General features: G+C 65.0%; 14 protein-coding genes, 1 tRNA gene and 1 riboswitch. Of the genes, 8 read left to right on the top strand and 7 right to left on the bottom strand.

The annotated features are described in order from the left end of the window. Window positions 1-1,036 precede the first annotated feature (1,036 nt). Window positions 1,037-2,950, bottom strand: a complete 1,914-nt coding sequence (gene thiC / locus ASD87_RS08780; RefSeq protein WP_056320003.1) for a phosphomethylpyrimidine synthase ThiC — start codon at window positions 2,948-2,950, stop codon at window positions 1,037-1,039. 64 nt (window positions 2,951-3,014) lie between these two features. Next, window positions 3,015-3,123, bottom strand: a riboswitch (TPP riboswitch). 222 nt (window positions 3,124-3,345) lie between these two features. Here thiC and ASD87_RS08775 point away from each other — a divergent pair. Beyond that, window positions 3,346-3,909, top strand: a complete 564-nt coding sequence (locus ASD87_RS08775) for a hypothetical protein (protein WP_056320000.1) — start codon at window positions 3,346-3,348, stop codon at window positions 3,907-3,909. A gap of 204 nt (window positions 3,910-4,113) precedes the next feature. Here ASD87_RS08775 and ASD87_RS08770 read toward each other — a convergent pair whose 3' ends face one another. After that, the gene (locus ASD87_RS08770; protein ID WP_174245469.1) at window positions 4,114-4,563 is read right to left on the bottom strand and encodes a helix-turn-helix transcriptional regulator; all 450 of its coding nucleotides are present in this window, start codon (window positions 4,561-4,563) and stop codon (window positions 4,114-4,116) included. Window positions 4,564-4,666: 103 nt separating this feature from the next. Here ASD87_RS08770 and ASD87_RS08765 point away from each other — a divergent pair, with 103 nt between their 5' ends. Then, window positions 4,667-5,332, top strand: coding sequence for a response regulator transcription factor (locus tag ASD87_RS08765; protein WP_227741319.1), 666 nt, complete (start codon window positions 4,667-4,669; stop codon window positions 5,330-5,332). Here ASD87_RS08765 and proB read toward each other — a convergent pair. The 5 genes from proB to ASD87_RS08740 all read right to left on the bottom strand — a co-directional run bounded on the left by proB (window position 5,301) and on the right by ASD87_RS08740 (window position 9,465). Next, on the bottom strand, window positions 5,301-6,437 hold the full coding sequence (gene proB / locus ASD87_RS08760) for a glutamate 5-kinase (RefSeq protein ID WP_056319998.1): 1,137 nt from the start codon (window positions 6,435-6,437) through the stop codon (window positions 5,301-5,303). The two genes, ASD87_RS08765 and proB, sit on opposite strands and share 32 nt — an antisense overlap. Window positions 6,438-6,492: 55 nt before the next feature. Next, window positions 6,493-7,629 carry a GTPase ObgE gene (gene obgE / locus ASD87_RS08755; protein ID WP_056319997.1) on the bottom strand — a complete coding sequence of 379 codons (1,137 nt, stop codon included), beginning with the start codon at window positions 7,627-7,629 and terminating at the stop codon, window positions 6,493-6,495. A gap of 201 nt (window positions 7,630-7,830) precedes the next feature. Next, window positions 7,831-8,091 (bottom strand): 50S ribosomal protein L27, encoded by a 261-nt coding sequence (gene rpmA, locus ASD87_RS08750; protein ID WP_006389959.1) that lies wholly within the window; start codon window positions 8,089-8,091, stop codon window positions 7,831-7,833. Between the two features lie 34 nt (window positions 8,092-8,125). Beyond that, window positions 8,126-8,437, bottom strand: a complete 312-nt coding sequence (gene rplU / locus ASD87_RS08745) for a 50S ribosomal protein L21 (RefSeq protein WP_006216228.1) — start codon at window positions 8,435-8,437, stop codon at window positions 8,126-8,128. Window positions 8,438-8,706: 269 nt separating this feature from the next. Continuing rightward, window positions 8,707-9,465, bottom strand: coding sequence for an IclR family transcriptional regulator (locus tag ASD87_RS08740; RefSeq protein ID WP_056319993.1), 759 nt, complete (start codon window positions 9,463-9,465; stop codon window positions 8,707-8,709). A gap of 136 nt (window positions 9,466-9,601) precedes the next feature. Here ASD87_RS08740 and ASD87_RS08735 point away from each other — a divergent pair, with 136 nt between their 5' ends. From ASD87_RS08735 to ASD87_RS08710, 6 genes are all read left to right on the top strand, one after another. After that, window positions 9,602-10,771 carry a fumarylacetoacetate hydrolase family protein gene (locus ASD87_RS08735; RefSeq protein ID WP_056319991.1) on the top strand — a complete coding sequence of 390 codons (1,170 nt, stop codon included), beginning with the start codon at window positions 9,602-9,604 and terminating at the stop codon, window positions 10,769-10,771. 193 nt (window positions 10,772-10,964) lie between these two features. Beyond that, on the top strand, window positions 10,965-11,930 hold the full coding sequence (ispB, locus tag ASD87_RS08730; RefSeq protein WP_056319988.1) for an octaprenyl diphosphate synthase: 966 nt from the start codon (window positions 10,965-10,967) through the stop codon (window positions 11,928-11,930). A gap of 91 nt (window positions 11,931-12,021) precedes the next feature. Next, window positions 12,022-12,098: transfer RNA gene (locus tag ASD87_RS08725), tRNA-Pro, on the top strand. A gap of 758 nt (window positions 12,099-12,856) precedes the next feature. Then, the gene (locus tag ASD87_RS08720) at window positions 12,857-14,116 is read left to right on the top strand and encodes a nucleotide sugar dehydrogenase (protein WP_082586238.1); all 1,260 of its coding nucleotides are present in this window, start codon (window positions 12,857-12,859) and stop codon (window positions 14,114-14,116) included. Window positions 14,117-14,154: 38 nt separating this feature from the next. Beyond that, window positions 14,155-16,635: a hypothetical protein gene (locus ASD87_RS08715; RefSeq protein ID WP_056319980.1), complete on the top strand. Its 2,481-nt coding sequence runs from the start codon at window positions 14,155-14,157 to the stop codon at window positions 16,633-16,635. Then, window positions 16,632-18,689, top strand: coding sequence for a glycosyltransferase (locus ASD87_RS08710; protein ID WP_056319979.1), 2,058 nt, complete (start codon window positions 16,632-16,634; stop codon window positions 18,687-18,689). Before ASD87_RS08715 ends, ASD87_RS08710 begins: the two co-directional genes overlap by 4 nt. The last annotated feature ends 41 nt before the right edge of the window (window positions 18,690-18,730 follow it).

Here is an 18,730-nt window from a genome sequence, read left to right as displayed (position 1 = left end):
GGGCACGATCGCCCACGATTGCGGTCCGGAGCCTTCGCTCCGGACTGCCCCGTTGTCATCTTCGTCCGCCTTCGGCTCCCTTCAGATTCCCTCGGGCGCATCGACGGCGCTCGCACCCACGGTGCCCGCGACGCCGTGCTGCGAGGGTCTTTGGTATGGGGCGCTTCAAGACCTGTGGACAGGGCAGGAGATCTGCGGGGCCGCCGAATTGCTGCCGCCCGGGCGGCGGCAATCGGCATATGAGCGTCTGGTCGTCGGGGCGATGTGCGCTAGCGCGCGGGCGGGGATCGGCTTGCTAATGGTGCTCTCCGACGGGGGAGGGGCGGTGATGGGCGGCGCGCGTCGACGGCCAGCTACAACCTGCCCACCTCTACGCGCGCCGCCCATCGAGCACTGGAGTTCAATTGACGATCAATGGCGGTTGTGCCGGAACTTGGCGAGAGCGTTTGCTGCTGCCGGTGTCTGACACCCTAGGATCAATGGCGGTCGTGCCGGAACTTGGCGAGACCGTTTGCTGCTGCTGGTGTCTGACACCCTCGGGAGGTGAGTTCGGCGTGAAGTGCCTCTCACCAGGGTGTCAGACACCTTGAGAGGAAGCAGCCACACGCGAAGCGTCATAGCGACGACGCAAGACGCCGCGTAAGTCCCCGGAGGCCGCCCGCGCGGCCGAACGGGGACGGGCACCGCAAGACGTTTCTCTTCCAACCGACTGCGTGCAAGAACCTCAAGAACCCGACTCCCCCCGCCGCCCGAAAAGATTCAACTGCAAAGCCCGGTGTGGCGTGGGCCTGGGGCGGGCGGGGCGTTTAGATGCGCCCGAGGGAATCCGAAGGGAGCCGAAGGCGGACGAGGATGACGACGGGGCAGTCCGGAGCGAAGGCTCCGGACCGCAATCGGAGCCCCGCCCGCCCCAGGCCCACGACGCGCCGGGCGTCTAAAGAACCCGATCCGCCGCAAGCATCAAGCCGTAAGCCACAAGCCGCAAGCCGCAAGCGGCAACCCCTTCACGCCATCAACCTAAATCCCCGCCAACAATTCACTGCCGGTGATAAACCTCACTCCCTTTCCGCACAAACTCCACCGACTTCTCCTGCATCCCCTTAGCCAGCGCTTCCTTCTCGCTGACTCCCTGAGCCGCCGCATAATCCCGCACATCCTGCGTGATCTTCATGCTGCAGAAATGCGGGCCGCACATCGAGCAGAAGTGCGCCACCTTCATCGAATCCTTAGGCAGCGTCTCGTCGTGGAATTCCTTCGCCGTATCCGGATCCAGACCCAGGTTGAACTGATCGTCCCAGCGGAACTCGAAGCGCGCCTTCGATAGTGCGTTGTCTCGGATCGCCGCGCCCGGATGTCCCTTGGCCAGGTCCGCCGCGTGGGCCGCTATCTTGTACGTGATGATGCCGTCCTTCACGTCCTTCTTGTTCGGCAGCCCCAGGTGTTCCTTCGGCGTCACGTAGCAGAGCATCGCCGTGCCATACCAGCCGATCAGCGCCGCGCCGATGCCCGACGTGATGTGGTCGTAGCCCGGGGCGATGTCCGTCGTCAGCGGGCCCAGCGTGTAGAACGGCGCCTCGTGGCAGTGTTCCAGCTGCAGCTCCATGTTTTCCTTGATCATCTGCATCGGCACATGGCCCGGGCCTTCGATCATCACCTGCACGTCGTGCTTCCACGCCACCTGCGTCAGTTCGCCCAGCGTCTTCAGTTCCGCGAACTGCGCCTCGTCGTTTGCGTCGTAGCCCGAGCCCGGGCGCAGGCCGTCGCCCAGCGAGAAGCTCACGTCGTACGCCTTCATGATTTCGCAGATCTCTTCGAAGCGTTCGTACAGGAAGCTCTCCTTGTGATGCGCCAGGCACCACTTGGCCATGATCGAGCCCCCGCGCGACACGATGCCCGTCATGCGGTCCGCGGTCATCGGGATGAACGGCAGGCGCACGCCTGCGTGGATGGTGAAATAGTCCACGCCTTGCTCGGCCTGCTCGATCAGCGTGTCGCGGAAGATTTCCCAGGTCAGGTCCTCGGCCTTGCCGTCCACCTTTTCAAGTGCCTGGTAGATCGGCACCGTGCCGATCGGCACCGGCGAATTGCGGATGATCCACTCGCGGGTTTCGTGGATGTGCTTGCCGGTCGACAGGTCCATCACCGTGTCGCCGCCCCAGCGGATCGCCCACGTCATCTTTTCCACTTCCTCGCCGATGCCCGAGCTGACCGCGGAATTGCCGATGTTCGCGTTGATCTTCACGAGGAAATTGCGGCCGATGGCCATCGGCTCCACTTCCGGGTGGTTGATGTTGGCGGGGATGATCGCGCGGCCGCGGGCGACTTCGGCACGCACGAACTCCGGCGTGATAGCGGCGGGGATGGCCGCGCCGAACGATTGGCCCGGGTGCTGGCGCAGCAGGCGCTTGACCATCTTTTCGCCGTCGGGGCCGCTGTCGCGCAGCGTTTGCAGGTAGTGCTCGCGGCGCAGGCTTTCGCGAATCGCCACGTATTCCATTTCCGGCGTGATGATGCCGCGGCGCGCGTAGTGCATCTGCGAAACGTTCGCGCCGGACTTTGCGCGGCGCGGGGGGCGCTGCAGGTCAAAGCGCATTGCCGTCAGCTTCGGATCGGTCAGGCGCGACTTGCCATAATCGCTGGTCGGGCCGGACAGCAGCTCCGTGTCGCCGCGTTCCTCGATCCATGCGCGGCGCAGTTCCGGCAGGCCGCGGCGGATGTCGATCTTGATGTCCGGGTCCGTGTAGGGACCGCTACAGTCATACACCGTCAGCGGCGGATTTTTTTCGCCGCCGAACATCGTCGGCGTGTCGTCCTGTTCGATCTCCCGGAAGGGGACCCGGATGTCCGGGCGTGAGCCCACTTCATACACGCGGCGTGATTTGGGCAGCGGTGCGACGGCCGCAGCGTCGACTTCGGCGGTCGCGGCCAAAAATTTGGGATTTGCGTTCATGGAAAGCTCCAAGCGAGTGGTTGGAGCCGATCGGGATGGACTCCCGCCCAGTACGTGCGAAGACGCGTGGCGGGAATACGCTCCCAGCATCGGCATTATCCGTACTGGTACGAAGGGACTCTCTCAACACGTCGCCGCCGTCGATGGCGGGACGAGTACCCCTGCGTGAACGCGCAGTATAGAGCCAAGCGGACGCGGCGCATTGAACAATCTGCGAGCACCGTCGCAACGCGCGCAGATAGGGCATTTGAACGAGGCTGGTATTACTGCTTTACATTTGGATTCAGTCTAGACAGACACCGCCATGCAGGTTCGGTACACTTTTTTCCACACGCCGCGTGTACAGTCTTAGAGTCTTACCGTCCGGCATCAGCCCACTTAAGAAGGAATCGAGCATGCAACTGAACCTACGCACATTGGCGCCCGCCCTCGTAGTCGTGACATTGGCGCTAGCGGGTTGCAAGACGGCCCCGACTAAGACGTCCGACGCCACGGCCACGCCCCCGGCGGGCCAGCAATCGACCACGCCCGCGGCCGCCGCGCGCGTGGATTTCTATCTGGCCAAGCGCGAACCCGGCGCCGGCCTGCGTGAAGTGAACCTGCCGGACGGCAAGCTCTATCTGCAGGAAACGCCCGTGCTCACGCGCGCCGACCTGACCGATGCCGCCGCGCTGGTGGATCGCCAAGGCCAGAACTTCGTGGGTCTGCGCTTCTCCGAAGCCGGCACCCGCAAGCTGACCGCCGTCAGCACCGCCAACGTCGGCAGCGTGCTGGCCCTGGTGATCGATCAGGAACTGGTTGCCGCGCCGCTCATCGGCGAGCCCCTGAACCGTGGCGTCCTGGCCTTTGGCGTGCCCTCGGCCCAGGCGGCATCCGAAATCGCCGCGCGCATCCGCGGCGATGCCGTGCCCGCCGCAGGCGGAACGGCACCCGCGCCGGCACCCGCTGCCAAGCCCTGATCTCGGGGTGCGCAAAAAAACCGGCTTGCGTGGCCGGTTTTTTTTCGTCTGCATTTTTGTCCTGGAAGGCGCATTCAACGTGCGCGCCAGGCGACCACGCGAACGGGACAAATTGGTCCGTTCAATGCGGCTCGCAGTGTCGTGATCTTGAAGCGTTGTCGCGGCGTGGCCCGATATGCAGCGGGCCGCAGCCCGAGGCCGCGATCAGCCGATCTTGCGGCCGCGTGGCTTGATGCCGCGGCGAAGCAGTGTCGTTTCGATGAAGGTCTGGGTTAACGCTTCGAGCATTGCCCGTTCGTCGGGCGTCAGCGATTCGAATTGCGACGGTGAAATGTTGGGATAGGGCCACGGCGCCTGCGGACGGGGCCGGCCGCCGGGGCGCGGCGCCGACTCGGAAACGCCTGATACTGGCAAAGTATTGCTCAGGTCGTAGGCGTCCAGGGGAAGCTCCATGGGACCCTTGCCGGTTTCCAGCCATTCGACTTCGATCTTCAACACCTGCGCCAGCTTGCGCGCGGATCGGCTTGAATGCCGCAGACCACTTTCGTAGCTGCCGATCGCGCTTTGCGAGATGCGCACCAGACGGGCGAGCGCCTTCTGCGTGTGGCCACGAAGAAGACGCGCATGCTTCAGTCGGTCTGAGAATGTTTTCACAGGGCGATTGAAGCTTGCCGATCTGTCACGTTGGTGGATATAAATAACACTAGGGTGATAACAGAGGGAAGGCCGCATGTGGGAGCGGGGCAGCGTATTTATCGTGCGATCCGAGGACGTTGCGGGGTGGCGGCTGGCCAGTGCGCTGCGCCAATTCGACTGGGACACGCGCGTCTTTGCATCGGTGGACGCCCTGCTCGAACACGTGTCCGGTGACGCGCCGGATCTGCTTGTCGTGCAAGGGCCTTGCGACGGCAAGGCCGATCTTGTTGACCGCGTGCGCCAAGCCGCGCCGGGCGCGCGGGTGGTGTGGCAGGACGGCGGCGCCACCACGGCGCAGCGCGCGGCGGCGCTGGACGCAGGGGTCGACGCCTGCGTGCCGGCGGACATGGAGCTCCTGGAGTGGGACGCGCTGCTGCGCAGCCTGTGCCGGCGCGCGCGGTGCGGACCGGGCGACTGGCGCGTCGTGGCATTTGGCCGCATGCTGGTGGGCCCTCGCGGCGAACGCCTGCCGCTTACCCTGCGCGAGCGCGCCGTTCTCATCCGGTTGTTCAATGCGCCCGGACACTGTCTTCATCGCGAGAGCTTCTTTCCCGCGCAAGCGCGCGATCCCCTGGACAGCGCAAGGCGCGTGGACGTGGTCGTGTCCCGGCTGCGCAACAAGGCGCGCCGGTTCAATATCGATCTTCCGTTGCTGGCGGTGCGGGGGTGGGGATATATCCTGCTGCCGCGCCTTCCTACAGCACGACCAGATTGTCCCGGTGCATGAGCTCGGGTTCGGTCATGCTGCCCAGGATGCGCGCGATCTGCGACGAAGGCTGGCGCAGGATGCGGCGCGTGTCGGCCGACGAATAATTGATCAGCCCGCGGGCGCATTCATGGCCCTGGCTGTCGACGCAGGCCACGACGTCGCCGCGGCCGAATTCGCCTTCCACGTCGGTCACGCCGATGGGCAGAAGGCTCTTGCCTTCGCGCAGCAGCGCCTGCACGGCGCCGTCGTCCAGCACCACGCGGCCACGCAGGCGCAGGTGATCGGCCAGCCACTGCTTGCGCGCCGACCACACCGGCACGACCGCCTGCAGTTCGCTGCCGATGCACTCGCCCTGGGCCAGGCGCGTCAGCACATTGCGTTCGCGGCCCGAGGCGATGACGGTATGCGCGCCGCTGTGGGCCGCGCGCTTGGCGGCCAGCACCTTGGTCAGCATGCCGCCCGTGCCGATGCCGCTGCCCGCGCCACCCGCCATGGCTTCCAGCGCGGGGTCGCCCGCCTGGGCGTGCGACATGAACTTGGCTTGCGGATTCTTGCGCGGGTCGGAGTCGTACAGGCCGCGTTGGTCCGTCAGGATGACCAGCGTGTCGGCTTCGATCAGGTTGGTGACCAGCGCGCCCAGCGTGTCGTTGTCGCCCAGCCGGATTTCGTCGGTCACGACCGTGTCGTTTTCGTTCACGATGGGCACGACACCCAGACGCAGCAGGGCAAACAGCGTGCTGCGCGCGTTCAGGTAGCGGTGGCGGTCGGCCAGATCTTCGTGGGTCAGCAGAATCTGCGCGGTGCGCAGGCCGTGTTCGGCGAAGGCGGCCTCGTAGGCCTGGCACAGTCCCATCTGGCCCACGGCTGCCGCGGCCTGCAGTTCGTGCATGACGGACGGGCGCTTGCGCCAGCCCAGGCGCGCCATGCCTTCCGCGATGGCGCCGCTGGACACCAGCACGATCTGCTTGCCCTGCTTGTGCAGGGCGGCGATCTGTGCGGCCCAGTGGGCGACCGCGGCGCGGTCCAGGCCTCGGCCTTCGTTGGTGACCAGCGATGAGCCGACTTTGGCGACGATGCGCTGGGCGTGGGTGACGACGGAAACGGCAGGTGATTCAGCAGACATGATGGCGGCCGGCTGCGGCGAAAAAAAGCGTAATCGAAAGGACTGCGATTATGGCTTATTCGTTACCGCCGCGCGGCGCGGCCGGCTTGTCCGCGTCGGTGCGCGTGTCGTCAAAGCGCGGGTCCGGCGCCACGTAGGTGCCTTCGGCCTGATCCTGCGCAAGCTGTTCCTTTTCGCGCTCGGCGTCCAGGTAGTCCTGCAGCGCGTAGATCAGGTCCTGCGTGCCTTCGCCCGACAGGCCCGAGATGCCGAACACCGGACCGGTCCAGCCGTAGAGCTCAAGGAAGCGGCGTTTGGTGTCCTCGGGGTCCGGCACCATGTCCAGCTTGTTCAGGATCAGCCAGCGCGGCTTGGCGGCCAGGTCGGCGTCATAGCGGCGCAGTTCCTCGACGATGGCGCGCGCGTCGGCGACGGCCTGCTCGACGGGATCGGCGTCCGGATCCGGCGTGGACACGTCCACCAGGTGCAGCAGCACGCGGGTACGCGCCAGATGGCGCAGGAACAGGTGGCCCAGGCCGGCGCCTTCGGAGGCACCTTCGATCAGACCCGGAATGTCGGCCACGACGAAGCTGCGCGACGGCGACGTGCGCACGACGCCCAGGTTCGGGTGCAGCGTGGTGAAGGGGTAGTCCGCGATCTTCGGCTTCGCATTGGAAATGCGGGTGATCAGCGTCGACTTGCCGGCGTTGGGCAGGCCCAGCAGGCCCACGTCGGCCAGCACCTTCAGTTCCATGCGCAGGTAGCGGTGTTCGCCTTCCTTGCCGGGTGTCCATTGCTTGGGCGCGCGGTTCACGCTGGACTTGAAGTGGATGTTGCCCATGCCGCCCTGGCCGCCGGCGGCCAGCACAACCTTCTGTTCGTGCTTGTTCAGGTCGAACAGGACTTCGCCGGTTTCGGCGTCATGGATGATCGTGCCCACCGGCACGCGCAGGGTGATGTCCGGGGCGGCAGCGCCGTATTGGTCCGAGCCGCGGCCGTTTTCGCCGTTCTTGGCGCGGTGCAGGCGTGCGTAGCGGAAGTCGATCAGCGTGTTGATGTTGCGATCGGCAACAGCGTAGATGGTGCCGCCACGGCCGCCGTCGCCGCCGTCGGGGCCGCCACGGGGAATGAATTTTTCGCGGCGAAAGCTCGCCACGCCATTGCCGCCTTTGCCGGCGACCACTTCAATGGTGGCTTCGTCTACGAATTTCATGGTGTATGCGCGTGTAGTGGGTGAGGGCGGGCGTCCACACGGGGAGCCGCCGGGAGGCAAAAGAGAGCTTACTCGCCAATTGCCTTCAAACAAAAAAGCCCTGCCGCACGCGACAGGGCTTTTGCCGTTCGGGAACTGCGGCGGACCGCGTCCCAGACCGTATGCGACCGCGGACGTGAAGTCCGCGGGCTTGCCAACCGATTACTCGGCAGCGACGATCGAAACGGTCTGCTTGTTCAATGCGCCCTTGAAGCCGAATTGAACCTTGCCGTCGACCAGCGCGAACAGGGTGTGGTCCTTGCCCATGCCGACGTTCACGCCAGCGTGGAAGCGAGTACCGCGCTGACGCACGATGATCGAACCAGCGGGAATCAATTCGCCGCCGAATGCCTTGACGCCCAGACGCTTCGATTCTGAGTCGCGTCCGTTCCGCGTAGAGCCGCCGCCCTTTTTCTGTGCCATGTTTAGCTCCTGCTAAGTGGTACCGAGTCGCTTCTTAAGCCGTGATGGCTTCGATGCGGATTTCGGTGTAGTTCTGACGGTGGCCCTGACGCTTCTGATAGTGCTTGCGACGGCGCATCTTGAAGATCTTGACCTTGTCGTGGCGGCCTTGCGCAAGAACCGTTGCCTTGACCACGGCGCCGGAGACGAGGGGCGTGCCAACTTTCAGTTGGTCGCCTTCGCCCACGGACAGCACTTGGTCCAGGGTGATTTCTTGCCCAATGTCAGCCGGTATCTGTTCTATCTTGAGTTTTTCGCCAGCGGCAACGCGATACTGCTTGCCACCGGTTTTTACGACCGCGTACATGGGGTATTCCTTAAATAGGTAAATGGGTTCGTTCGTGCTGCCTGCCCTGCTGGGCAAGAATGCCGTGCTGGCCTGCCGTACCAGTGCTGGTACTAGCGCTTGTACTAGCCGCAAATCCGCTGAAACAGGACTTGCGATGATGCCAGGCGGCGTGCACGAACAACCGACGTAATTCGGCCATTGCTGACCGAATCCGAGATATTAGCCCGGGACTTTTGGAAAGTCAAAAAGCTGTTGCAGGCTAAGGGCTTAGGTGTGGCGTGCAGGCTTCAGGCGCCCGGAATCACGCGCAGCGCAATGTCGCGCGCCACGCGGCGGATGCCTTCCGTGGCGGCTTGCCGGTGGGCGTCGTCCAGGCGGTCGGTGGGAATGGACGTGCTGACCGCCACCCGCTTGCCCAGAGGGGTCACGCCGACGAAGGCTGCAAAGCACACGAGACCGGTGGCGACTTCCTCCCGGTCGTGGGCCAGGCCTTGGCGCCGCACGTCGTCCAATTCGCGGTGCAGGTGGGCGGCATCGGCGATCGTGCGGTCGGTGACGCGGGGCAGTGCCTCGGGCAGCCGGGCGGCCAGGTCGTCGGGCGGCAGGCTGGCCAGCAGGGCCTTGCCCAGCGCGCACGCGTGTGCGGGCAGCCGCAGACCCAGGTCCGACACCAGCCGCACGGGCCGGCGCGCGTCCTCCCGAGCCAGGTAGACCACATCAAAGCCATCGAGCGCGGCCAGTTGCACGACCTCGTTGCAGCGGGCCACGAAGGCGCCGGCCGCCTGGTGAAAGGCCGTCTGAAGTCCATCGTGGCGCAGGTACGCGGCGCCCAGCGCCATCAGTTCCAGTCCGACGATATAGCCGCCGTCCAGGCGCTCGACCCAGCGGCGTTGCTCAAGGCAGTCCAGCAACAGGTACAGCGTGCTCTTTGGCATCTGGCAGGCGCGGGCCAGCTCCGCGGCCTTTACCGGAGCGGGGCGGCCGGCCAGCACGCGCAGGATGTCGTGGGTGCGGCGGATGGCGGGAACGTCGTAATCGGCGGCCATGATTCCAATATATTGGACAGATATTCAAGATGTTGGACATGATAAATGAACTCTCCTAGACTGGCTGCGCCATGCCGGGCCAGCCGGCACAGAACACGAGCCCGCCGCCGGCAGGGCACCAACGCGAGGAGACGCCATGAACCCCAGTAACCTGCTGCCCGCCGATCTGTCCGATGCCTTGCTCGTGGGCCGCGTGTGGCGGCCCGACCCCGTCGGCGGCCCGAGCGTGGTCGTGGTGCGTGGGGGAGAGGTCGTCGATATCACGGCCACGGCGCCGACCGTGTCCGACCTGCTGGACCATCCCGACCGCGTGTCGCTTGCGCGCGAAGCCAAGGGCGAATCCCTGGGTGACGCGCACGCGCTCATGGATGCCACGCTGCATGGAGCGCAAGGGCCGCATCTGCTGGCGCCCTGCGACCTGCAACCGGTGAAGGCGGCGGGCGTCACGTTTGCCATCAGCCTCTTGGAGCGCCTGATCGAGGAAGAGGCGGGCGGCGACGCCGGCCGCGCCGAGGAAATCCGCGTGCGCATGCAGGCGCTGATCGGCTCCGATCTGTCCCGGCTGCGCCCGGGATCGCCCGAGGCCATCCGCCTGAAAGCCGAAATGCTCGAGCGCGGGCAGTGGTCGCAGTATCTGGAAGTGGGTATCGGCCCCGACGCCGAAGTCTTCTCCAAGACGCCGCCCATGGCCTCGGTGGGCTTTGGCGCGCGAATCGGCGTGCTGCCCGAGTCGCAGTGGAACAATCCCGAACCCGAGATCGTGCTGGCCGTCGACAGCCGGGGCGAAGTGGTCGGCGCCACGCTGGGCAACGATGTAAACCTGCGCGACATCGAAGGCCGCAGCGCGCTGCTCCTGACCAAGGCCAAGGACAACAACGGCTCCTGCGCCATCGGGCCGTTCATCCGGCTGTTCGATGGCGGATTCACGATGGATAGCGTCCGGGGGGCCGATGTCTCGCTGCACATCGAAGGCCCCGACGGTTTCACGCTGGACGGCGTCAGCCACATGCGCGAGATCAGCCGCGACCCGCTGGACCTGGTGCGCCAGACCCACGGCGCGCACCATCAGTACCCTGACGGCTTCATGCTGTTCCTGGGCACGATGTTCTCGCCCACCAAGGATCGCAAGGGGCCGGGCACCGGGTTCACGCACGTGGCGGGCGACCGGGTGGTGATTGCCTCGGAGCGCCTGGGCGCGCTCGTGAACGAGGTGCAGCTGTCCACGGAAATCCCGCCCTGGACCTTCGGCGTGCGCGCGCTCTACGCGAACCTGATGGCGCGCGGCCTGCTGGCGCGCGGGGGCTGATCCGGCCGGGCGATCCGACCGGCTGATCCGACCGGCGCGGGGCGCCTGGCGCCGGGCTGCGCGGCCCGGGCCGCGGGCGGCCGGACTTCGCGCGCACTCCCCGTATAATCCGTGGTCGAATCCCCCGCCGACCGCTGGCGGGCCCAGCGGTAAGAGCCGTTACGCGGCTCGCTTCACACTTGTCGGATACGTCTTGAATCTCCCCGCGCTCATTGCCCCCATTGCTGACGATATGAAAGCCGTCGACGCGGTTATCCGCGAGCGGCTGAATTCCGAAGTGGTTCTGATCCGCACGATTGGCGACTACATCATTGGGGCGGGCGGCAAGCGCATGCGCCCGGCCATGGTGCTGATGGTGGCGCGCGCGTTGGGCTACGAAGGCACCCATCACCAGCTGCTGGCTGCAGTGGTGGAATTCATCCACACCGCCACGCTGCTGCACGATGACGTCGTCGACGAATCCGACCTGCGCCGCGGCCGCGAAACCGCCAACGCGGTGTTCGGCAACGCGGCCAGCGTGCTGGTGGGCGACTACCTGTACTCGCGATCGTTCGAAATGATGGTCGAGGCCGACTCGATGCGCATCATGAGCATCCTGTCCGAAGCCACCACCGTGATCGCCGAGGGCGAGGTGCTGCAGCTTCTGAACGTGCATGACCCGGACGTCTCGCAAGAGCGCTACCTGCAGGTGGTGCGCTACAAGACGGCCAAGCTGTTCGAGGCCGCCGCCCAGGTGGGCGCCGTGCTGGCGGGCGCCACGCCCGAGCAGGAAGCCGCCGCCGCCGCCTATGGCCGCCATGTGGGCACGGCGTTCCAGCTGGTCGACGACGTGCTGGACTACAGCGGCGACGCCGCCGCCCTGGGCAAGAACGTGGGCGACGACCTGCGCGAAGGCAAGCCGACCCTGCCGCTGATCCGCGTCATGGAAGTGGGCACGCCTGAGCAGCAGCAGCTGATCCGCGACGCCATCAAGACGGGCGATGCCGACTTCGCTGCCGTGGCCGCCGCCATCCAGGCCACCGACGCGCTGGAACACGCCCGCCTGGCCGCCGTGGCCGAGGCCGATCGGGCCCGCGAAGCCCTTTCGATCTACCCCATTTCCCCTTTTCAAAATTCTCTGTTAGAATTCTGCGCTTTCGCGGTGAATAGAGATCGCTAGCCAAAAACGGCGGCGAGATCGGCAGGAAGTTCACCGGGAAAGTGCAGTAATGTTTGGCGGTACTGAGCATCGCTGAATAAGTTGTCAAGATCGGGGCGTAGCTCAGCCTGGTAGAGTACTGCGTTCGGGACGCAGGAGTCGGAGGTTCGAATCCTCTCGCCCCGACCACTTCATGTGGTCGAGAATTCATGAAGGTGTTTCCCGACACCTTTGGCTGAAAGCCGGTATCGCGCAAGCGTTGCCGGCTTTTTTGCATTTGCGCGGCTGAATGCGAAAACTATTTCACAGCGGCCGGTGTCTGACACCCTTGAGCCACTGCGTCTCGCCCGGAGTCATTTCGCCTGGGTGTCAGACACCTTGTATAGCGAGACTTTCCGAATCGCCCGCTGAATTATCCAAGGCCTGGCCATTTCCTGGCCATTTATTACCGGGCGATGAAAACCCAGGCATGTCTCGTGCTGGTATGGTGCGTGCTGATCGCCAGTCTGGTGCGGGTTTTTATATTGCCTCACGCAATAACCTAATAAGCAGCCGATCTGGATAATGATTTTTCAGTTTCGTTAAAACGGATCAAGAAAAACGTCTTTTCATATTTAATTACATTGCTCGCAAATTCGATGTTGCGGTTTGTGTAATGAATGTAATTTTTCTAGGGATTTCCCGGGTTTATTACGGGTTGTCCTGATTTATTTCCGCAGCAATAAAAATATTTAGAAAAAAGTTTGCTGTTCGACCCCTCTACGATGCCCAGGCTCGCTACCCAGTCCGTTACGGGGTACCGAGCCAAATTCATTTTTAGCGATACGTCCGCCCCTATACGGCAACAGTATTTCGGCCTTATGTCGATTTACTCGCTTTGGGGCGTCGATTTCTAGTGTCTGCGACACGACGAAAACAGTGAGGTCCCCGTGGTAAAGAGAATCGCAGTGTGTGGCCTTGGATATGTTGGCCTGCCCGTGGCAGTGGCATTTTCCAGGCGCTTTGATGTCATCGGTTTTGACGTGGACAAGCGGAGAATCGCACGGCTGAAAGAGGGTGATGACTGGACCGGCGAGATCGAACGCGACGTATTGCTTGCCTCCCCCATGCAGTTCACCGACCAGTTGTCCGAACTGGAAGGCTGCGACTTTTTCGTGGTCGCCGTCCCGACGCCCGTCGACGAGAGGAACAACCCAGACTTTTCCCTGCTGGTCGGCGCGTGCCAATCGCTTGGCCCCGTGCTTCGTCCGGGTTGCATCGTGGTCTTCGAATCGACCGTCCACCCCGGCGCCACCGAGGAAATCTGCGGTCCCGAGCTGGAAAAGGCGTCTGGCCTGCGCTGCGGCGTCGACTTCAAGCTGGGCTACAGCCCCGAGCGCATCAACCCGGGCGACCGCGAGCATCCGCTTGAGAAGATCGTGAAGATCGTTTCCGGCCAGGACGAGCAATCGCTGGAAGTCATTGCCAGCGTGTACGAGCAGATCATCGATGCCGGCGTGCACCGCGCATCCTCCATCAAGGTGGCCGAAGCGGCCAAGGTGCTGGAGAACACGCAGCGCGACATCAACATCGCGCTCATGAACGAGATGTCCAAGATCTGCGGCCTGGTCGGCATCCGTACGTCGGAAGTCCTGGCCGCGGCCGGCACCAAGTGGAACTTCCTGAAGTTCACCCCCGGCCTGGTGGGTGGTCACTGCATCGGCGTGGACCCCTACTACCTGACGTCCAAGGCCCAGGAATTGGGCTACCACCCCGAAGTCATCCTGTCCGGCCGCCGCATCAACGACGGCATGGCCGCGCATGTGGCCTCGCGGCTGGTGCAGCAGCTGGCGCGCAACGGCCGCCTGAACGCCTCCACCCGCGTCGGCATCCTGGGCATGACCTTCAAGGAAAACGTGCCCGACATCCGCAACTCGAAGGTCGTCGATCTGTACAACGCGCTTGGCCAGTACGGCATCACGCCGGTGGCGTGCGACCCCATGGTCGATCCGGAGCAGATGGACCACGAGTACGGCATCAAGCTCGTCGGCCGCGACCAGTTCCGCGACATGGACGTGCTGATCCTGGCGGTGCCGCACCGCGAAACCATGGAAACCATCTGGGAAGACCTGCCGCAGCTCGTCAAGAACGGCGGCATGGTGTGCGACTTGAAGTCCGTCCTGGACCCCAAACGGCTGCCGGCCGACCTCTTGTACTGGACTCTGTAGTTCAGGCGCGTAATCCATACCTACAGGAGAGACCCTGAATGACTGCTTTCACTATCGCTCCGATCGGAACTTGCCGCATCCATACGCCGCTGCGCGATGCCGTGGGCCGCTACCCGATCAAGCTTCAACTCGGCCGCAACTACGGTTTCGTGCACACGGCCGCCGAAGCGCTCCAGCAGGCCCGTTTCATGTTCGGCCAAAGCGACATCCCCGCCGACGTGCAGCGCCTGATCTTCCGTCCGTCCAATGGCGAGCAGGCTCGCCGCGGCACGCACAAGCCGGCCGACCTGTACATGGTCGAGCTGTCCTCGCGCAAGCTGCTGACCATTGACGGCCATCCCATCCAGTCCAATTACCTGGGCCGCTATTTCAGCGAGTTCTTCGCCGACCGCACGCGCACCCGCGCCTTCTGGTCCATGGCCGCCACCGACCGCCTGGCCGAACGCCGCGCGCAGCTCGATCAGGACCCGGTCTTCAAGAGCCTGAGCGCGGAAGACCGCGACCTGCTCGCCCGCATCGTCAAGCGTGACCAGACGGACGAGGAGATCGAGCAGGAGATGCGCCAGCTCGTCGAGCTGCTGGGCCGCGACAAGATCGTGTTCGTCACCCACGTGAACGCGCTCACGCCGGACAACGTGCCGATCGAACAGCGCCAGCAGCTGATCGCCGCCATTACCGCCGCCGCGCAGCGTATCGGGGTGCCGTGCTACGACCCGACGTCGCTCATGAACAAGATCGGCCAGGCCGAGGCGATGGAAGACGGCGGGCTGGACCTGACCCACTACACGCCGGTCTTCGCCGAGCGCCTGTATACGGACTGGTTCAAGAATTTCATCCGGCCGCGCATGAGCTCCTCGACCCCGCAGACCGCCGTGCCCAAGCTGGGCGCCGAGGAAAGCGTCGAGCGCATCGAGAAGCTATGGGACTCGGGCGAACTGCGCGAAGCCTCGCGCCGTGTGCGCGACGTGCTGCGCCGCTACCCGGGCCTGCCGGATCACGTGGTGCTGTTTGCGCGCATCCAGGAAGAGCTGGGCGACTACGAAGGTTCGCTGGCGCTCCTGACCAGCGCCGACGGCACCCTGGCCTCGGGCAGCAAGGCCGAGCAGATCCTGATGCGTAACCAGTTCAAGCTGGGCCGCTACGACGTGGCGTACTCGCTGGCAGCCGGCCTGCTGGGCGACGAAATCGAAACGCCGGAAATCGTGCGCATCGCGGCGGTGTCCGCGGGCCACCTGGGCTATGTCGACGAAAGCCTGGGCAATTGGAAGCAGCTGTTCCGCATCAGCGCGCCGGGCGACGCCATGTCGCTGGAAGCGGCCGACACCGTGCTGTCGCTGTTGCAGACGGGCGGCGACATGGAAGCGGCGATTCGCTGGGTTCAGGAAGTCCGCGCGGCCAATCCCGGCTACGGTCGCGGCTTCGCGGTCCTGTGGCGCGACCGCCTGCTGGCCGGCGACCGCGACGCGCTGCGCGATCTGGCGGGCGAGCAGCCCAAGCTGGAAGAGGGCGACGCGCTGGAATTGGTCAAGGAAGCCTCGTGGCGCGGTTGCATCGTGGCCGCGGCGACGCTGGCGGCCTCGTGCAACCTGGCCAAGAGCGAACAGGAAGACATCAGCGGCTGGCTGCAGGCGCAATCGGCAACGTGGGCCGAAGAAGGCAACCGCGCGCTGGAGGAAGGACGCCTGCGCGATGCGGCCGAACGCATCTGCGCGCACCGTCTGCTCAACCCCGACGCGCTGACCGGCGCACGGGCGCAGCGTGCATTCGAACGCGCCATGCGCCTGGGCGCGCGGGCCGCGCTGGTGGCGGGCAACCACAAGGAAGTGATCGACCTGACCAACCTGGCCATCGACACGAACGTGGACTTCCCCGAGCTGCACGCCATGCGTGGCCGCGCCGCCGACGCGCTGGGCGACAAGAAGACGGCCATGCGCCATCTGGAAGTGGCCGCCGCCGGCGAGTCCGCCCCGTTCAGCACGAAGCTGCACTTTGCCCGCGTGGCCTTCAATGGCGGCTGGTTCGGTGAAGCCATCGACGCCTACAAGGACGTGCTTGCCCATCCGGGCGCCGACCAGAGCGCCAAGGACGAAGCCGAGCGCCAGTTGGGCCGGTTGGGACCGCGCGCCATCCGCGGCGCCCGCGAGCTTCTGTCGAATGGCGATCATCAGGGCGCATGGAAGCTGCTGGATCGCGTGGCCCAGTCGTGGCCCGGCATGCCGGAGGTCGATCACGAGAAGCGCCGCATCCTGGCCTATCTGTACGCCGAGGCGCGCGCCCTGGATTCGTCCAGCACGACCGAACGCCTGGCGCTGGGCGAACGTATCGTCTCGCTCGTGCCTGACGACCCCATCGGCCTGCGTCTGGCCGCGGTGGGCGCGATGCGTCTGCACCGGTTCGAACAGGCCCTGCCGTACTGGAAGACGCTGCAGGAGCGTTCCGAGAACCCGGCGCAATACGACAGTTACATCGAGCGCTGCCTCGCGTGGATCGAAAAGATCAACCGGAGAAAGGCAGCATGAATCCGCCACTGATTACCGAGCGAGCGGACGCCAAGTCCGAACTTCAGCAAGTTCAAGCGCAGTTGGAGGAAATCGTTGCGGCATCGGTGCGGGTTCAAGTCGCTCAGGAAAACCTGGCGCGGGCCAAGGAGCTTGCCCGCGGCCACATGCAAGACTCGAAGGTCCGGTTCCTGCTGCTTCGCCTGCAGGAATCGGCGGGCCTGAACGAAGGCATGGCCGAGCAGTGGACGACGCTGCTCGAGGAATGCCCGGATGACCTGCAGATCGTGCGCTATTGCGCGACGCGGCTGGTGAAGGAGCGGCACCTGGACGACGCCATGGCGCTGGTCGACCGCCACCTGCCCGCGTCCACGACGAATCCGGACCGCCTGTTCGCGCGGGCCAAGCTGCTGAGCGACATCCGCGCGCACGAGCAGTCCGACGCGCTGTTCCGCAGCCTGATCTCGCAGCACACGGATCGCAACATGCGCGTGGAGTTCGCCAAGCGCCTGCGCAAGCGCGGGCTTCTGGCGGACGCCTGGGAGGCGATCGCGCCGGTGGCCAAGCACCTGACCCCAGGCAGCAAGGCGGCCGAGCTGGCCGAAGGGCTGGCCAGCGACTACGCGTTCTATCAGCGTTTCGAATCCGAGGAGGCCTTGGCCGGCAAGGACGTGCGCATCATTTCGATGAAGCACGCGATCCTGCACTTCCGCCATCGCAAGCTTGCCGAGAACACGCCGGAAAAGGCCGTGTCGGTGGCGCTGGTCACCGGCAGCCTGGGACCGGGCGGGGCCGAGCGCCAGCTGACCCGCCTGGCCGGCGAACTGACGCGTCTGGCCGCTTCGCCGGAACAGCAGCCGCCCGACATCCTCATGCGCCCCAAGAAGGTCGAGGTGCTGGTCAAGCAACACACCGAACCGTCCGGCGTGTCCAAGAAGCAGGATGATTTCTTCCTGCCGGTGCTCATCAAGGCGCAGATTCCCGTCACGGAGATCAACCGCCTGCCGGCGATCTCGGTGGCGCACCAGGCCCTGCCCGAAGGCAGCCTGGGCCGCCTGCTGGAGCAGCTGCCGCCGCCCGTGCACTACGGCGTGACGCGGCTGGCGCCGGTGCTGCGCGCGAACCGGTTCGACGTGGTGAGCCTGTGGCAGGACGGCACGTGCCTGTTCGGCGCCCTGGCAGCGCTTCTGGCCGGCACGCCGACCATCCACCTGGTGTTTCGCGGCCTGCCGCCGAACATCCGCAAGGACCGGTTCCGCGAAGAGTATCCCGAGCTGTACCAGGCGCTGGCCCAGGTGCCCGGCGTGGTGTTCGTCAGCAACAGTCGCAAGGCCGCGGAGGCGTATGCCGAGTGGCTTGACCTGCCGCTAGAGCGCTTTCACATCCTGTACAACGGCGTGCCCGACCTGGCGACCGATGCGTCGGACGCCGACAAGGAAAAGTGGGAAGCCTTCGAGGCCCGCACCCAGGACGCCACGGAAACGATTGGCGGCGTGTTCCGCCTGGAACCCGACAAGCGTCCGCAGCTCTTCATCAAGCTGGCGGCGCTTTACCTGAAGGAGCGGCCGCAGGCGCGCTTTTTCCTGGTGGGCGACGGGCGCCTGCGCGAGAACATCGAAGCGCTGGCGCAGGAACACGATGTCCTGGACCGGTTGCTGCTGGTGGGCCTGTCGAACCACGTGGGGTTCTGGTATTCGAAGATGGACGCGAGCGTGCTGCTGTCGCGCTATGAAGGCCTGCCCAACGTCCTGATCGAGGCGCAGTTGCTGGGCGTGCCGGTGATTTCCACGCCGGCGGGCGGGGCAGAGGAGTGTTTCGTCGAGGACGAAACGGGCCACTTGCTCAGCGACGTCGATCACCCCGACATGCACGAGGCGTACAAGAAGGTCTTGAACATGGTGGATCAGGTGCGCAGCAATGCGGACCTGCGGGCACACAGCCGCCAGCGGGCGCAGAAGCTGTTCTCGCTGGATGCGATGCTGACCAAATTCATGAGCATCTGCATGCCCGCCATGACCGAGTCCCAGAACGACGAGCGCATCGACGTGGCGCCGCAGCGCCGCATGCTGGCGTAATCGGCAGTTGTTCTTTTTCAAGTTGTTGACGCTGAAGGATC

This window comes from Achromobacter sp. Root170 (assembly GCF_001428165.1).
GTDB classification, from domain to species: Bacteria; Pseudomonadota; Gammaproteobacteria; order Burkholderiales; family Burkholderiaceae_B; genus Achromobacter; species Achromobacter mucicolens.
The sequence above is the reverse complement of the archived record's forward strand: the minus strand, read 5'-3'. Positions and strand labels throughout refer to the sequence as shown.

Excerpts from the sequence above, each read along its gene's own strand:
- thiC (WP_056320003.1), bottom strand. The coding sequence starts at position 2,950 with ATGAACGCAAATCCCAAATTTTTGGCCGCGACCGCCGAAGTCGACGCT.
- rplU (WP_006216228.1), bottom strand. The coding sequence starts at position 8,437 with ATGTACGCGGTCGTAAAAACCGGTGGCAAGCAGTATCGCGTTGCCGCT.
- ASD87_RS08740 (WP_056319993.1), bottom strand. The coding sequence starts at position 9,465 with ATGGCCGCCGATTACGACGTTCCCGCCATCCGCCGCACCCACGACATC.
- proB (WP_056319998.1), bottom strand. The coding sequence starts at position 6,437 with ATGTCTGCTGAATCACCTGCCGTTTCCGTCGTCACCCACGCCCAGCGC.
- ASD87_RS08775 (WP_056320000.1), top strand. The coding sequence starts at position 3,346 with ATGCAACTGAACCTACGCACATTGGCGCCCGCCCTCGTAGTCGTGACA.
- ASD87_RS08715 (WP_056319980.1), top strand. The coding sequence starts at position 14,155 with ATGACTGCTTTCACTATCGCTCCGATCGGAACTTGCCGCATCCATACG.
- ASD87_RS08710 (WP_056319979.1), top strand. The coding sequence starts at position 16,632 with ATGAATCCGCCACTGATTACCGAGCGAGCGGACGCCAAGTCCGAACTT.
- ASD87_RS08735 (WP_056319991.1), top strand. The coding sequence starts at position 9,602 with ATGAACCCCAGTAACCTGCTGCCCGCCGATCTGTCCGATGCCTTGCTC.
- obgE (WP_056319997.1), bottom strand. The coding sequence starts at position 7,629 with ATGAAATTCGTAGACGAAGCCACCATTGAAGTGGTCGCCGGCAAAGGC.
- rpmA (WP_006389959.1), bottom strand. The coding sequence starts at position 8,091 with ATGGCACAGAAAAAGGGCGGCGGCTCTACGCGGAACGGACGCGACTCA.